General features: G+C 53.8%; 13 protein-coding genes. All 13 read left to right on the top strand.

What is annotated here, in order from left to right; all coding sequences use genetic code 11:
• Window positions 1-139: 139 nt before the first annotated feature.
• The 13 genes from PSCS_RS05750 (at window position 140) to PSCS_RS05690 (ending at window position 15397) form a co-directional block, all read left to right on the top strand.
• Window positions 140-490, top strand: coding sequence for a MarR family winged helix-turn-helix transcriptional regulator (locus PSCS_RS05750; RefSeq protein WP_082866501.1), 351 nt, complete (start codon window positions 140-142; stop codon window positions 488-490).
• Between the two features lie 2 nt (window positions 491-492).
• On the top strand, window positions 493-2058 hold the full coding sequence (locus PSCS_RS05745; protein ID WP_068810836.1) for a bifunctional ADP-dependent NAD(P)H-hydrate dehydratase/NAD(P)H-hydrate epimerase: 1566 nt from the start codon (window positions 493-495) through the stop codon (window positions 2056-2058).
• Between the two features lie 4 nt (window positions 2059-2062).
• Window positions 2063-2611: a tRNA (adenosine(37)-N6)-threonylcarbamoyltransferase complex ATPase subunit type 1 TsaE gene (gene tsaE / locus PSCS_RS05740; RefSeq protein ID WP_068810835.1), complete on the top strand. Its 549-nt coding sequence runs from the start codon at window positions 2063-2065 to the stop codon at window positions 2609-2611.
• Window positions 2608-4161 carry an N-acetylmuramoyl-L-alanine amidase gene (locus PSCS_RS05735; protein ID WP_068810834.1) on the top strand — a complete coding sequence of 518 codons (1554 nt, stop codon included), beginning with the start codon at window positions 2608-2610 and terminating at the stop codon, window positions 4159-4161. The genes tsaE and PSCS_RS05735 overlap by 4 nt, the downstream gene beginning before the upstream one ends.
• An 86-nt stretch (window positions 4162-4247) precedes the next feature.
• A complete protein-coding gene (gene mutL / locus PSCS_RS05730) occupies window positions 4248-6188 on the top strand; it encodes a DNA mismatch repair endonuclease MutL (RefSeq protein WP_068810833.1) in 1941 nt (646 codons plus the stop codon).
• A 48-nt stretch (window positions 6189-6236) separates the two neighbouring features.
• Window positions 6237-7145 (top strand): tRNA (adenosine(37)-N6)-dimethylallyltransferase MiaA, encoded by a 909-nt coding sequence (gene miaA / locus PSCS_RS05725; RefSeq protein ID WP_068810988.1) that lies wholly within the window; start codon window positions 6237-6239, stop codon window positions 7143-7145.
• 112 nt (window positions 7146-7257) lie between these two features.
• The gene (hfq, locus tag PSCS_RS05720) at window positions 7258-7530 is read left to right on the top strand and encodes an RNA chaperone Hfq (protein ID WP_068810832.1); all 273 of its coding nucleotides are present in this window, start codon (window positions 7258-7260) and stop codon (window positions 7528-7530) included.
• Between the two features lie 12 nt (window positions 7531-7542).
• Window positions 7543-8820, top strand: coding sequence for a ribosome rescue GTPase HflX (gene hflX / locus PSCS_RS05715; RefSeq protein ID WP_068810831.1), 1278 nt, complete (start codon window positions 7543-7545; stop codon window positions 8818-8820).
• A gap of 99 nt (window positions 8821-8919) precedes the next feature.
• Complete coding sequence (hflK, locus tag PSCS_RS05710; protein WP_068810830.1) at window positions 8920-10125, top strand: FtsH protease activity modulator HflK; 1206 nt, start codon at window positions 8920-8922, stop codon at window positions 10123-10125.
• A gap of 2 nt (window positions 10126-10127) precedes the next feature.
• The gene (gene hflC, locus PSCS_RS05705) at window positions 10128-11003 is read left to right on the top strand and encodes a protease modulator HflC (protein WP_068810829.1); all 876 of its coding nucleotides are present in this window, start codon (window positions 10128-10130) and stop codon (window positions 11001-11003) included.
• Window positions 11004-11072: 69 nt separating this feature from the next.
• Complete coding sequence (locus tag PSCS_RS05700) at window positions 11073-12266, top strand: ATP phosphoribosyltransferase regulatory subunit (RefSeq protein WP_068810828.1); 1194 nt, start codon at window positions 11073-11075, stop codon at window positions 12264-12266.
• Between the two features lie 38 nt (window positions 12267-12304).
• Window positions 12305-13594: an adenylosuccinate synthase gene (locus PSCS_RS05695; RefSeq protein ID WP_068810827.1), complete on the top strand. Its 1290-nt coding sequence runs from the start codon at window positions 12305-12307 to the stop codon at window positions 13592-13594.
• Between the two features lie 78 nt (window positions 13595-13672).
• Window positions 13673-15397, top strand: a complete 1725-nt coding sequence (locus PSCS_RS05690) for a potassium/proton antiporter (protein WP_068810826.1) — start codon at window positions 13673-13675, stop codon at window positions 15395-15397.
• Window positions 15398-15428: the final 31 nt, after the last annotated feature.

The raw sequence follows: 15428 nt of genomic DNA, 5'->3' as shown, positions 1-15428 counted from the left end.
ATGACCGGAGCAAATCAAATTGAGATCAGGCAATGACAGGGGGAGTCTATTCGTGCATTCACCAAAACGGAAATTGTTTCTCGATCTTGTAAGGTCAATCTTTCGGCTAAACAGCCTGTTATTAGCTGATGGCGATAAAATGGCGGAACGTGTTGGGCTCACCAGTGCTCGCTGGAAGGTTATTGGTGTTGTTGCCTTGTCGCATGCCGGCATGACCGTGCCCGCGATTGCCCGGGCACTGGGGCAGTCGCGACAGGCGGTGCAGCGAATTACTGATGTGATGAAAGATGATGACCTGATTATCTACGCAGATAATCCACGCCACCGCCGCTCGCCGCTGGTGCAACTGACCGATCATGGGCAAGAGATTTATAGCGCTTTGCGTTCGGTGCAGGACCCCTGGGCAATCGGTCTGGCTGATGATGCTTCTGTTGATGAGCTGGAAAGTGCGCTGCGTCTCATGCAGCGTTTGATCAACCGCATGGAGTAAATATGGCTTACCCGGTATATCGAGTAGATCAGGTGCGATCGCTGGATGAGCAAACTATTGCTGCTGGGACGTCTGCATCAAGCTTGATGACAGAGGCCGGGCGGGCAGCTTACCAGTGCCTGCGTCGGTACTGGCCGAAAGTAACCGCGGTATGTGTGCTTTGCGGACCAGGCAATAATGGCGGTGACGGGTATGTGCTGGCGCGGCTGGCCGCTGAAGGCGGATTATCATGCACCGTGGTTGTATTAGCGCCACAAAAGGCAACGGAAGGCGCTGCGGTTGATGCCAGGAAAGCCGCTCTGACGGCAGGGGTTGTAGAACAGGCATTGCCAGAGGGCCTGGATTCCCAAGCAGACACAGAGCAGACGGTCTTTGTCGACGCCATGTTCGGGGCGGGTTTTCGCGGCCAGCTTCATGAGCAATTTGCCATTGCCGCTGATTGGCTGTCCAAACGGCGACCCCGGGTGCTGGCGCTGGATATATCCAGTGGTCTGAATGCGGACACTGGCGTTGCCAGTTCTAATACAGTGCAGGCAGCAGTGACAATAACATTCATTGGTTACAAGCTAGGTCTGTTGACCGGTGCCGGGCCGGAATACTGCGGGCAACTGGAATATGCCGCGTTAACCGTACCTGATGCCATCAGGGGCGCGGTTCAGGCGCCGGTTCAATCGCTGGATTTCCCGGATGTAATGCAGCTTAGGCCTCGCCGAACGCCCTCTTTTCACAAGGGGCGGGCAGGCAAAGTACTGATTATTGGTGGCGCCCCTGGTATGGGGGGCGCCACGATCATGGCCGCAGAAGCGGCGTCCAGAGTTGGGGCGGGTACGGTAAATCTTTTTACCAGCCCCGAACATGTTACTTCGGCACTGGTCCGATGTCCTACTGTGATGGTGAGTGGCGTGGAGCATCCGGTTTTATCAGAACAATTTGCCGATTCTGAGGGGGCGGCCCTGCTGGAGAGCATGCATAAGGCTTCTGGCGCACTGGTACTTGGTCCGGGGCTGGGGCAGGGCGCCTGGGGGCAGTCCTGGGTCTATTGGTTGAAAGCCGCCAGCACCAGGCCATTGGTCCTTGATGCAGATGCATTAAATATCATTGCCTCACTACCGAATCCTGAACAGTACTTTCATTCCGTTAATGCGGCTGGGTTGGTGATCACTCCGCACCCCGGAGAAGCCGCCCGTCTGCTTCATGTCAGTGTTGCCGAGATCCAGAATGATCGCTATGAAGCTGTGAAGCAACTCGTTAAGCTAAGTGGGGCGCTGGTTATCCTGAAAGGTGCTGGAACCCTGGTGGGGTGGCTGGATGCGGGCGGGCGGCTGCGGGTGGAGGTTTGTCTGGCGGGTAACCCAGGCATGGCAAGTGGTGGCATGGGCGATGTACTATCCGGCGTTCTGGGCGGGCTGCTTGCGCAGGGACTCAGTTACGTGGACGCTGGACGGCTGGGTTGCTGTTTACATAGTGAGGCCGCCGATCGTTTGACGCAAACGGAAGGTCAGGTTGGTCTTCTGGCGACCGATTTGCCCCCCATGATTCGATATTTGTTGCATGTGAAAGAGTCTTAGTATCGTGAGCGAAAGAAGTGGAGTAAGTGCTTGCTATCTGGCCGATGATTCGGAAACAGAGCGTTTCGGTGCGGCACTGGCAGGTTCTGTCAAAGGGGGCGGGATTGTCATTTATTTACAGGGGGACCTGGGTGCCGGTAAAACTACGCTAAGCCGTGGCTTCATTCGCGCGATGGGGCATCAGGGGGCTGTAAAAAGCCCGACCTACACATTGGTCGAACCTTACGAAAATTTTGACTTTCCTTTGTATCATTTTGATCTTTATAGACTATCTGAGCCTGAGGAGTTAGAATTTATCGGCATTGATGAATACTTTGAACCCGATGCGGTGTGTCTCGTTGAATGGCCCGATCGGGGTGTTGGTATCCTGCCTGCCTGCGATATGTCATTACAATTACAGGATGCCAGTGGTGTCCATCGCGTTACTGGTGAGCAGGGAGCAAGCGGTGGTCATCGGGGACGTATTATTCGTTGGGAACCCAAAAGTGAGCGTGGCCAGGTGGTTGCAGACAAACTCGCCGCCACATTGAACCAATCAGGGCTGATAAAATGAACCCAGTGAAACGTTGTACTGGTGGCATCATCAATATCCCTTCTATTGTGACATTACTTGGCCTGTTCCTGGTCATGCAACTATGGGCTGATCCGCTTCAGGCCAGTGAAATTGAAGCGTTGGCGATTCGCTCGGAAGCCGGTTTTACGCGGGCGGAATTTGAGCTCAGCGAATCCGCTGAATATAGTGTTTTCGTCCTTGAAAATCCGGACCGGATTGTCATCGATTTTGCCAGCACGACTTCACAGGTAAATACCGCAGGTGTAGTGGTTAGCGGTACTGCTGTTTCCAGAGTTCGTAGTGCGGTCCGAAATGGTACCGATACCCGTGTTGTTTTTGATCTGACCCAGCCGCTCAATCCCAGCAGCTATCAGGTTGCGGCAGGTAATGAAGAGTCTCCCCGGCTCGTGATTGACATGTTTCCGCCGGGGGTTGAGATCCCTGTGGTGGCAGAGCGTAACCGTTCACTGGCCCCGGACAATGCGGTATCTCAACGCGATATTGTTGTGGCCATTGATGCCGGGCATGGCGGCGATGACCCAGGTGCTATAGGTTATGACGGCAGGCTCCAGGAAAAAAATATAGCGCTTGCCATTTCACAGGCAATTTTTGAGCGGTTACAGACCGTTCCTGGTTATGAGCCGGTCATGATCCGCGATGGCGATTACTATGTTCGCCTGCAGCAACGACCTCAATTGGCCCGCGAGAACAGGGCGGACATCTTTTTGTCCATCCATGCTGACTCATTCCGGACCCAGCGCGCAGAGGGCGTTACCGTTTATGCGCTATCCCAGACGACTGCTGAGGATGAAAATATTCGCCGGGTCACTGAGAAAGAAAACTCGGCCGATCTTCTGGGGGGCGTAGCCGGGGATACCAGCTTGCGGGAGTTCGAGGACGATCTGGCGCTGACACTCCTTGATATCTCCATGGCATGGAGTATCGAGCAGAGCATGATAGCAGGCAAGCACATCTTATCAGCTGTAGGCGGCGTGGCCCGTTTGCGCCGCGATGAGCCCCAGCAGGGCAATCTGTGGGTATTGCGTTCGCCGGATATTCCTTCTCTGTTGATTGAAACCGGCTACCTGTCTAACCCGGATGAAGCCCGGCAGCTTGCCTCGTCCAGCTACCAGAACCGGCTTGCAGATGCGATTGTGAATGGTGTGATGAGTTATTTTTACGAACGTCCGCCAGAGGGGACGATGGTTGCCTGGCAGAAAGCCAAAGGCCAGTGGCCGACGGGTGAATATATTGTTCGTCGGGGGGATAGCCTTTCCGAAATCGCAGCGCGGTTCAACGTATCGCTTGCTACGCTTAAAGCTGGGAACCGCCTGTCAGGTAACGTAATACAGGTAGGGCAGAGGTTGGTGATCCCTGCCGCCACCCCAGGCATGCCAGTGGCTGCTGCCGAGCATACCATTGCCCGTGGTGAAACTCTGTCAGGAATTGCAGAGCGTTATCGGGTTTCTCTTGCCCGCTTGAGAGAGGCGAACAATCTGCAAAGTGATACAATCCGAGTTGGACAGGTGTTGATTATCCCTTCCTCCTGAGTTGCTCAGCGTGACTCAAACAGCAGTATCAGGCCTCAGTGCCAGGTTAATGTACATCAGCCACCAAAAAGACAGCAGGTTCAAGCATGCGCAGGATTGCACTTCTCAGTCAGCGACTGGCCAACCAGATAGCCGCCGGTGAGGTCGTCGAGCGACCCGCATCGGTCGTGAAAGAGGTGCTGGAAAACAGTCTGGATGCCGGTGCCAGCCGGGTTGATGTTGAGGTTGAGCAGGGTGGCACGAAACTGATCCGGATTCGTGATAACGGTGTAGGCATTTATCGCGATGATCTGGCATTAGCACTCAGTCGGCATGCCACCAGCAAGATAGTCGACCTGAATGATCTTGAGCAAATTAACAGTCTGGGTTTTCGTGGCGAGGCGCTGGCCAGTATCAGCTCAGTATCACGTTTGACGTTAACTTCCCGCCGAAGTGATGCAGAGGACGAGAATGGCTGGCAAGTCGCTGTTGCCGGGCAGGAGATGACCGCTGAAGTGACGCCTGCCGCGCATCCCGAAGGCACCAGTGTCGAAGTGCGAGATCTGTTTTTCAACACGCCTGCGCGCAAGAAGTTTCTGCGCAAGGAGCAGACAGAGTTCAATCGTATTGATGAAGTGGTCAGGCGGATAGCATTAAGTCGCTTCGATGTGCATCTTAGTCTGCGCCACAATCAGCGCACTGTTCACCAATTACATGCCGCCAGCTCATTGCAGGAGAAGCAGCGCCGTATCGGCCTGCTTTGTGGTCCAGCGTTTCTGGAGCATGCGGTGCATATCGATATAGAAGCGGCCGGGCTGCGGTTATGGGGGTGGGTTTGCCTGCCCACTTTCTCGCGTAGCCAGCCTGATCAGCAATATTTCTATGTTAACGGCCGAGTCATACGCGACAAACTGGTCTCGCACGCCATCAAGCAGGCCTACCGGGATGTACTTTATGGCGGCAGGCATCCGGCGTTTGTACTTTACCTTGAGCTCGATCCGGCTCTGGTAGATGTCAACGTGCATCCGACCAAGCATGAAGTGCGTTTCCGCGATCAGCGCCTGGTGCACGACTTTCTCTTTCGCTCCCTGCATAAAGCACTGGCTGATGTCCGCCCGGATCATAATATGTCATCAGCAGACGGGCATCAGGCTGCGCCGGGAGTCGAACCAGCGTTTAGCAATGAACCTGCCGCTGTTCAGAGCAGGCTTGGGTTACGGGTCGACCAGGAAACGGGAGAGTTGCTTGGTCAGGGTGATGGTCTGGCCACAAATGGTTTGCCGGGCCATGATGCTTCTGGCAATCAAGTCGCCGCATCCGGTGTCGGGAGTGGTTATGCTTCGCCCGGAGATCGTGGCGGATACCGCTCTTCTGTCTCCGGTTTTGGCCAATCAAGAGGAGCGCCACCGGGCGTTCTGGCTGATCAGTCGGCGGTTTATCAACAACTGAGTCAGGACGCGGAAATTCCTCCGTTGGGGTTTGCTGTTGCACAGCTGCATGGCGTGTATATCCTTGCCCAGAATGCGGAAGGTCTGATTATTGTCGATATGCACGCGGCACATGAGCGCATTACCTATGAGAGGATGAAAACAGCAACAGACAACCAGGGCATGAAAGCTCAACCATTGCTGGTGCCACTGTCGATTGCTGTCAGCACGGCCGAAGCCGATTGTGTGGAAGCTGAGCAGGCGGGGTTATCAGAGCTGGGGTTCACCATTGAACGCGTTTCGCCGGAATCCATCCTGGTAAGGCAGGTGCCGGCATTACTTGCCAGGTCGAATGTTGAACAACTGGTGCGGGACGTGCTTGCTGATATTCAGGAGCATGGCCGTAGCGACCGCATCACCGCCTACCGCGATGAATTGCTGTCGACCATGGCCTGTCATGGCTCCGTGCGGGCCAACCGTCAGTTAACTGTGGCAGAGATGAATGCACTGCTGCGCGATATGGAACGCACAGAGAGGAGCGGTCAGTGTAATCATGGTCGGCCCACCTGGGCTTATCAAAGCATGTCTGATCTTGATAAGCTGTTTTTGCGTGGTCGATAAGGGATGAACTTTGACGTGGAAGCAGCAAACGTTCCGGTGGTTTGTCTGATGGGGCCGACAGCCGCCGGCAAAACCGATCTGGCCATTGCATTAAGGAATTATGGTCCTTTTGAGATTGTCAGCGTCGATTCGGCACAGATTTATCGCGACATGGATATCGGGACAGGAAAGCCGGATGCAGAAACGCTGAAGCGTGCGCCACACCGGCTTATCGATATTCTGGATCCGGTTGAGCGTTACTCTGCGGCCCGGTTTGTTGAAGATGCGCATCGGGAGATTGCCGAGATTCGGGCACAAGGCAGTATCCCTTTGCTGGTTGGCGGCACGATGCTCTATTTCAAAGCACTTCGTGACGGCCTGGCAGCGGTGCCAGAAGCCAGTCCTGCCATTCGTGCTGATATCGAAGCATTGGCAGAAACCGAGGGCTGGCCGGCGGTACATCAGGCTTTGCAGCAAGTGGATCCGGTTTCTGCCGCACGCATCCATCCCAATGACCCGCAGCGTTTACAGCGAGCTCTTGAGGTGTACCGGGTTAGTGGGCAGCCACTTAGTCAGTGGCATCAGCAGCAAACGCAGGGAACTCCTTGTGGTCCTGTCTGTCATATTTCTGTCCAGCCGCGAGAAAGAGCACGGTTGCATGAAAAAATTGCCCGGCGCTTTCATTTAATGCTCGATGCTGGCCTGGTGGCAGAGGTGGAGCAGCTGTATGCACGTAAAGACCTCGATCCGAGCCTGCCATCGATCAGAAGTGTGGGCTACCGCCAAGTTTGGCACTATCTTTGCGGTGAATACAGCTATGATGAAATGGTGGAAAAGGGTATCATTGCAACGCGCCAGCTGGCCAAACGTCAAGTAACCTGGTTGCGGAGTTGGGGGGCAGTCTCGGATTTTGACAGCGAAAGTGCTGAAACTTTAGGCGAAGTCTTGAAATTGCTGCGAGCTGCCTCCATAAAGTAAAAAGCTGTAGATAACTGACAGAATCAGGCTGATATCTGTCAATGGAAGTCGCTGGACGGAACCAGTTTTCTGGATTGCACGGTAAATTGCTGAAAAATTAAGGAGAATATCAATGTCAAAAGGGCACTCTCTACAAGACCCTTTCCTGAATGTGCTACGTAAAGAGCGCATCCCTGTTTCTATTTATCTGGTAAGTGGCATTAAGCTGCAAGGCCAGATTGAGTCTTTTGATCAGTTTGTGATCTTGCTGAAAAATGCCGTGAATCAGATGGTCTATAAGCATGCTATTTCAACCGTTGTTCCTGCCCGGACGGTAAAAATACCGACCCAGGGTGGAGAACTTAGCCAAGACGATGATGCGTCGACGCCAGGTAATATTGCCTGAGTGAGGACTTGATTGTTTTTTGAACGACCTGAAGGTGGTGAAACCGCGGTACTGGTTCACCTCGATCTGGACTCTGAACGGGATCAAGAAGATCCCGTCGAGTTTGAAGAACTGGTCAGGTCGTCAGGATCCGACCCGGTTTGCTTTATCAAAGGCAGCCGCCGTTCCCCCGATGCCCGTGCCTTTGCCGGACAGGGTAAACTGGAAGAAATTGCCAGTGCCGTCCGCGAGCATGAGGCGGAACTGGTACTTTTCAATCACACCCTGTCGCCCAGCCAGGAGCGTAACCTCGAAAAAGCCCTGAAATGCCGGGTGCTTGACAGGACAGGGCTTATTCTCGATATTTTTGGCCAGCGCGCCCGTACTTACGAAGGTAAGCTGCAGGTTGAACTGGCGCAGCTTCAACATACCGTTACCCGCCTCAAGCGTGGCTGGACTCACCTTGATCGTCAGAAAGGTGGCGTGAATTTGCGCGGCGCAGGTGAAACGCAGCTGGAAATGGATCAGCGCATGATCCAGCAACGCATGAAGCAGATTAACAAGAGTCTGGAAAAAGTGCGTTTGCAGCGAGAGCAGGGGCGGCGTTCGCGCAAACGTGCGGAAGTGCCTGTGGTTTCTTTGGTAGGGTATACCAATGCGGGTAAATCGACGCTGTTTAATGCCATGACGGAGGCCAATATTTACGCTGCCGACCAGTTGTTTGCTACGCTGGACGCGACATTGCGCCGTATTCAGGTGCCCTCATTTGGCGAAAGTATTCTGGTTGATACCGTGGGTTTTATCAGCCATTTGCCGCACAAGCTGGTTCAGGCTTTTCGCGCGACCCTGGAAGAAACCATCCAGGCGGACTTGCTGCTACATGTTGTGGATGTCTCCAATGACAACCATGACTTCTTTATTGAGCAGGTTCATGAGGTGCTGACTGAAATTGGGGCAGATGAAGTGCCCTGTATTCAGGTGCTTAACAAAATTGATTGTGTCGAGGGGATGCAGCCTCGCATAGATCGTCATGAAGATGGCAGCCCCGCCAGGGTATGGGTATCAGCCAAAGCCGGGCTTGGTCTTGACCTGTTGCTTGAAGCAGTGAGTGAATGTCTGGGGAAAGACGTTATTCAGACCTGGTTGTCTTTGGCACCGGAGCAGGGGCGTCTGCGAGCCAGGTTATATGCCCGGGGGGCGGTCATATCAGAGCGTACCGAAGATACTGGGAAGTTGATGTTGCAGGTAAAAATGCCACGTAATGATTATGAACGCCTTCTGGCTGAAGATGCCTTGCATCAAGATGCTTGATGTCGATTGGCAGATCGCTGGAATTTGCGTGGAAATCACTGGGTAATTGCATAAAATTTCGTTAAAATTGGCCGGCATTTGCTGGTTATGGAGTAAACAATGGCTTGGAATGAACCAGGTAACAAGGGCAATGACAACGACCCCTGGGGAAGTGGGGGCGGAGGTCGCGGTGGTGATCAAGGTCCACCGGATCTGGACGAAGTACTACGTAAACTGAACAAGCGGCTAGGTGGCCTGTTTGGTCGTAAAGGTGGTGGTAGTAGTGGCTCCAGTGGTGGGTCAGGATCATCTGCAGGACTGGCCGGGATCATCGTCGTGGTGGCGGCTATTGCCTGGGCGGCAAGCGGTTTCTACACCATTGATGAAGCCGAACGTGGTGTTGTCATGCGCTTCGGTGAACTGCGTCCCGAAGTCGTCATGCCAGGTCTGCGCTGGAACCCGCCATTGATTGACAGTGTGGAAAAAGTGAATGTGTCGCGGGTCAATACCCGCTCATACTCGAATGATATGCTGACCACAGATGAAAATATCGTTACCGTGGCGGTTTCAACACAATATGTCGTCGAAGATCCCATTGATTACACTATCCAGGTGCGAGACCCGCAATTGGGGCTGGATCAGGCGATTGAGTCTGCTGTCCGCCACGTGGTTGGTGGTACTACCATGGATCAGGTGTTAACCCAGGGGCGTGCCCAGGTTGCTGCGGAAATCCGTGAACGTGCACAAAGCTACATGGAAACCTATGGTACCGGCATCATGATTACCCAGGTTAACGTCGAGAATGCGCAACCGCCAGAGGCGGTACAGGCCGCATTTGATGATGTGATTCGAGCACGGGAAGATGAGCAGCGAGCGCAGAACCAGGCGTTGGCCTATGCCAACCGGGTGATTCCGGAAGCTCGTGGTGAAGCACAACGCATTATTGAGCAGGCCAATGCTTACCGCGATGAAGTGGTTAACCGGGCAGAGGGTGAAGCGAGCCGCTTTGACCAATTGCTGGTTGAGTATCAGCAGGCTCCCCAGGTCACACGTGAACGTCTGTATATCGATGCGATTGAAGGTGTCCTCGCCAACGCCAGCAAGGTGCTGATTGATGCCGAAGGCAGTAATAATATGATGTACCTGCCGCTGGACAGGCTGATGCAGCAGACCGGCAATAGCCAGTCAGGTAGCGGGGCGGGCTCACGCCTGCAACTGAACGATCAGCAGATCCGTGATATCGCTGATCAGTTGAGCTCTCAGTTGAACAACCAGAGCAGCTTCGACCGTTCGCGTTCATCACAAACCTCGACAAGGAGACCGTAATCATGAAAAGTATTGTTTCTGCCGTACTGGTACTGATTCTGGTTATCCTGGGTTCAAGCTCACTGTTTGTGGTCAAGGAAACTGAGCGCGCTGTATTGCTGCAATTTGGTGAGCTGGTTCGGGCCGATATTGAACCCGGGCTGCATTTCAAGCTGCCTTATGTGAATACCGTCCGTAAATTCGATGGTCGTGTTCTGACCGTCGATGCCACGCCACGTCGTTTTCTGACACTGGAGCAGAAAGCGGTGCTGGTTGACTCTTACGCCATGTGGCGTATCACGGATGTGGAGCGTTTTTATACAGCCACCTCCGGTGATGAAGCTCGGGCCCGAAGCCTGTTATCGCAGCGCATCAACGATGGCCTGCGAAACAAGTTCGGTGAGCGTGATTTGCAGGAAGTGGTATCCGGTGAGCGTGATGCATTGATGATGGAGCTGACTGATGAGCTCAATACCTACAGTGGTGAAGAGTATGGTATCGCTGTCATTGATGTGCGTGTGAAGCGTATTGACCTGCCTGACGACGTGCGCTCTTCCGTTTATGAACGTATGACGTCAGAGCGTCAGCGTGAAGCACAGCAATTACGTTCACGCGGTAATGAGCTAGCAATTGGTATTCAGGCGGATGCGGATCGTCAGGAAGCAGTACTGCTGGCAGAAGCCAACCGCGATGCCGAACGGATTCGTGGTGATGGTGATGCTCAGGCAGCTTCTATATACGCTGAAGCCTTTACCAAGGATGAAGAGTTTTACTCATTCACCCGCAGTCTGAACTCCTACCAGCGATCATTCTCTTCGAAAGGAGATATCCTGTTACTGGAGCCGGATAGCGATTACTTCCGTTACCTGCAAAATGAGCAGGGACAGGGACAACAATAAGATATTCCGCCCGATAGCGACCGCTGTCGGGCGACCTCCGCATAGAACCAAAATACACAGGGTATTGATATGAAAAGCGCTGACCGCTGGCTTTTGCCTGAAGGGGTCGAGGAAGTTTTGCCGCCCCAGGCACTTAAGCTGGAAACGTTGCGCAGGGATATACTGGACCTGTACCAGAGCTGGGGTTACGAACTGGTTGTAACACCACTGATTGAATACCTGGATTCACTGCTGGTTGGCTCCTCACATGACCTTGATTTGCACACCTTCAAGTTAACTGACCAGATGAGTGGGCGCATGATGGGGCTGCGGGCGGATATTACGCCACAGGTTGCCCGTATTGACGCCCGCAACATGCATCGCAATGGTCCGGCAAGACTTTGTTATGCCGATAGCGTTGTTCATACCCGGCCACGCGGCCTGCTAACCTCACGTGTACCAATTCGCATAGGCGCTGAACTTTTTGGCTCTGCCTCAGTGAGTGCGGATGTTGAATTGATTGTGCTGATGTCGAGAACATTAAGCCAGGCCGGTATTGGCCCGCAGCATATTGTACTGGGGCATGTGGGACTGTTTCGCGGCCTGGTTGCAGCGGCTGAGCTGGAGGCTGAGCAGGAGGCCGAACTGTTTGATGCAGTGCAACGCAAGGCCTTTGCGGATATTGATATCTGGCTGGATGAGCAGGTAGAGAATATTAATCTGGCGAGAATGCTGAAGGGACTGTGCCGCCTCAGTGGTGACATAACAGTGCTGGACGAAGCCGAGCAAGTATTGGCGCATGCACCGCCGCAAGTCAGGCAGGCGCTGGACGAGCTACGGAAAACGGCGGAAGCTGTGCAAAAGCGCTTGCCAGATCACTCACTTGGATTTGATTTGTCCGAGTTACGGGGTTACCAATATCACACCGGTACGGTGTTTGCCGCCTATACGCCCGGTTATGGCCGTGCAGTGGCCAAAGGTGGCCGGTACGATGAAATCGGCCAGGCCTACGGACGAGCCAGGCCAGCGTCTGGTTTTGATGCGGACCTCAAAATCCTGGCGCGGCTAAGTTCGCTCGAGGTGCGTCGCCCGGCATCCATTCTTGCGCCGGATGAAGATGATGCTGCGCTGCAAACCATGGTCGAGGACCTGCGTCGACAGGGCGAGGTTGTGATTACTCACCTGGATGAGGGTGAGGCAGATGCAGCGCTGCTTAAAGAGCTGAGCTGTGATCGGCGCATTGTCGCGGCCCCGGAAGGTGGCTGGCAGCTGGTTACTATTTAAGTTAAGAGATTTTTAATTGCAAACAGAGAAATTGAATCATGGGTAAAAGCGTTGTTGTATTGGGCACACAGTGGGGAGATGAGGGCAAAGGCAAAATTGTTGATTTGCTGACGGAGCAGGCTGCCGTTGTGACACGTTTCCAGGGTGGTCACAATGCCGGTCACACGCTGGTCATTGGCGGCAAAAAAACAGTCCTTCATCTGATCCCGTCGGGCATTCTTCGTGACGGTGTTACCTGTGTCATTGGCAACGGTGTTGTCATCAGCCTGGAAGCCTTGATGAAAGAGATCCAGGAGCTGGAGAGTGAGAATGTACCCGTTCGTGAGCGACTGAAAATCAGTGGCGCCAGTCCGGTCATCCTGCCCTCACACGTGGAGCTGGATCAACAGCGCGAAAAACGCCTGGGCGACGGTAAAATTGGTACGACCGGTCGTGGCATTGGCCCGGCTTATGAGGACAAGGTAGCACGTCGCGGTATCCGTATTGGTGAGCTGTTTGATAAAGAGCACCTGGCTGAGCGTTTGCGTGATGTGATGGAGCTGCATAATTTTATGCTGCGCAATTACTATCAGGCAGAAGAAGTTGATTTCCAGAAAACCCTGGACAGCCTGCTGGCCTATGCTGAGCAGATTCGTCCCATGGTGACAGATACAGTTGACCTGGTACACGCGCACCGCAAGACTGGCGACAATCTGATGTTTGAAGGTGCACAAGGCTCCTTGCTGGATATTGACCACGGTACTTATCCTTTCGTGACATCGTCCAACACCACGGCCGGTGGTACGGCAACGGGAAGTGGCTACGGCCCCCTTTATCTGGATTATGTGCTGGGTATCACCAAAGCTTACACAACACGTGTGGGTTCAGGCCCTTTCCCGACAGAACTGTTTGATGAAGTCGGTACGCACCTGGCAGATGTGGGAATGGAGAAAGGTGCTACAACCGGTCGTCCACGTCGCTGTGGCTGGTTCGATGCTGCGGCAGTGAAACTGGCCATCCGCATTAACAGTGTATCCGGTATTTGTCTGACCAAACTGGATGTACTGGACGGCCTTGAGACGATTAAGGTTTGTGTTGGCTATGAAGGACAGGATGACGCCACTACGGGTTTGATGACTACGGACCAGTACTCCGGTCTGAAGCCTGTGTATAAAGAGTTATCTGGCTGGAGTGAGTCGACTGCAGGGGCCAAGTCGCTGGATGATCTGCCCGAGAACGCCAGGGCTTATATTCGTTTCATTGAAGAGGTCATTGAGGCGCCTGTTGACATTATTTCTACCGGACCTGACCGGGATGAAACAATCGTTCTCAGACAGCCTTTCGATTAATCATTACTGGCCCGGTCGTGGATCGGCGCTGGGCGTGAACCTTATGCCTGCCAGTCCTTGACGTGCTCAGGAGCTGCCATGGATTTACTGACAATGAATACACTGTTTCTCATTGGCGCCTTGCTGGTGGGATTCAGTGTACTGGTCAGTGCCCTGTCTTCCCGTTTTGGTATCCCTATCCTGGTCATTTTTCTGGGAGTCGGGATTCTTGCCGGTGAGGAAGGGATTGGCGGCATCCAGTTCGACGATTACTCACTGGCCTTTATCGCCAGTAATCTTGCCCTTGCCATTATCCTTTTTGATGGTGGTATGCGTACCCGGGTTGCATCGTTCAAGGTAGCCCTCTGGCCAGCATTATCGCTAGCGACAGTGGGTGTTGTCATTACTGCCGGCCTGACCGGTTTTATGGCTGCCTGGTTGTTTAACCTTGACTGGATTCAGGGCCTGTTGATCGGTGGCATCGTCGCTTCCACTGATGCTGCTGCCGTATTCTCCTTGCTGGGGGGGCGCAATATCAACGAGCGGGTTCGCGCGACGCTCGAGATTGAGTCCGGAAGCAACGACCCCATGGCGATCTTTCTGACCGTTGCCTTGATCGAGGTGCTGGCCAGCGTTCAAAGCAGCCCTGACAGTCATCTTATTTCCATGTTGATCATGCTGGTTCAGCAGTTTGGCCTGGGCATTCTGCTGGGTGGACTTTCCGGTTTTCTGTTATTGCACCTGGTAAATCGCTCTGTCCTGGCCAATGGCCTGTATCCGTTACTGGCACTGAGTGGCGGGCTGGTCGTTTTCGCCACAACCTCTATGCTGGGTGGCAGCGGTTTCCTGGCGATTTATCTTTGTGGTCTTTATCTGGGCAATCGACCACTGCGCAGTCGCGCATCCATCCTCAGTGTATTTGACGGGCTGGCCTGGCTGAGCCAGATCAGCATGTTCCTGATTCTGGGCTTGTTGCTGACACCATCAGATCTGCTGCCAATCATGCTGCCCGGGCTGGTGTTGGCGTTATGGATGATCCTCATTGCCAGACCACTTGCCGTGTTGGGTAGTCTGGCGCTGTTTCAGCGCTTCAACTTGCGGGAACGGCTGTATATCTCATGGCTGGGCTTGCGTGGCGCGGTGCCCATTATACTCGCGGTGTATCCTGTCATGGCAGGACTGGAAGATGCGCAGCTGTATTTCAACTTGGCGTTTTTTGTGGTGATGGTCTCCCTGGTTGTACAGGGCAGTTCGATACCACTGGCGACACGACTGGCTCGGGTGAAAATACCCTCACAGCCGCAACCCATTTCGCGCGCGGGGCTGGAAATACACCCAACCAGTGACTGGGAGTTGTTTGTCTACCGCCTGGGGCCGGAAAAATGGTGTATTGGCCGAGAGTTGCGAGGTTTGCGAATGCCTGAAGGGACCCGCATCGCAGCACTGTTCCGTGGACGCGAATTATTACATCCCACAGGTAGCACGCGGCTGCTGGCTGATGACATTCTGTGTATTGTTGGCCATGAGTATGATCTGCCCGCGTTAGGCAAACTGTTTAGTGAAGCACCAACACGTGATGTTGATGAGACGTTTTTTGCCGACTTTGTCCTGGATGCCCAGGCTAAAATCCGTGATCTGGTGCCTATTTACGGCCTCAAGCCAGATGAAAAAGTGGTGGAGCTGAGTATTGGTGATTTCCTGACACGTCGTCTGGGAGGCAAGCCTGTGTTGGGAGATCAGTTCGAGTGGCAGGGTTTTATCTGGACAGTGGTAGATATGGCTGATGGCCAGGTTCGGAAAATCGGGATGAAGCTGGCCCGGTAGCACAGGGGATTTTCATGATGCTGGTAATGTA

Origin of the sequence: Pseudohongiella nitratireducens (assembly GCF_001642735.1) — a bacterium.
Lineage (GTDB): Bacteria > Pseudomonadota > Gammaproteobacteria > Pseudomonadales > Pseudohongiellaceae > Pseudohongiella > Pseudohongiella nitratireducens.
Note: the sequence above shows the minus strand (reverse complement) of the source record. Positions and strands in the feature narration are given on the sequence as shown.

Excerpts from the sequence above, each read along its gene's own strand:
- mutL (WP_068810833.1), top strand. The coding sequence starts at position 4,248 with ATGCGCAGGATTGCACTTCTCAGTCAGCGACTGGCCAACCAGATAGCC.
- PSCS_RS05700 (WP_068810828.1), top strand. The coding sequence starts at position 11,073 with ATGAAAAGCGCTGACCGCTGGCTTTTGCCTGAAGGGGTCGAGGAAGTT.
- PSCS_RS05735 (WP_068810834.1), top strand. The coding sequence starts at position 2,608 with ATGAACCCAGTGAAACGTTGTACTGGTGGCATCATCAATATCCCTTCT.
- PSCS_RS05690 (WP_068810826.1), top strand. The coding sequence starts at position 13,673 with ATGGATTTACTGACAATGAATACACTGTTTCTCATTGGCGCCTTGCTG.
- hfq (WP_068810832.1), top strand. The coding sequence starts at position 7,258 with ATGTCAAAAGGGCACTCTCTACAAGACCCTTTCCTGAATGTGCTACGT.
- hflK (WP_068810830.1), top strand. The coding sequence starts at position 8,920 with ATGGCTTGGAATGAACCAGGTAACAAGGGCAATGACAACGACCCCTGG.
- hflC (WP_068810829.1), top strand. The coding sequence starts at position 10,128 with ATGAAAAGTATTGTTTCTGCCGTACTGGTACTGATTCTGGTTATCCTG.
- miaA (WP_068810988.1), top strand. The coding sequence starts at position 6,237 with ATGGGGCCGACAGCCGCCGGCAAAACCGATCTGGCCATTGCATTAAGG.
- PSCS_RS05745 (WP_068810836.1), top strand. The coding sequence starts at position 493 with ATGGCTTACCCGGTATATCGAGTAGATCAGGTGCGATCGCTGGATGAG.
- PSCS_RS05695 (WP_068810827.1), top strand. The coding sequence starts at position 12,305 with ATGGGTAAAAGCGTTGTTGTATTGGGCACACAGTGGGGAGATGAGGGC.
- PSCS_RS05750 (WP_082866501.1), top strand. The coding sequence starts at position 140 with ATGGCGGAACGTGTTGGGCTCACCAGTGCTCGCTGGAAGGTTATTGGT.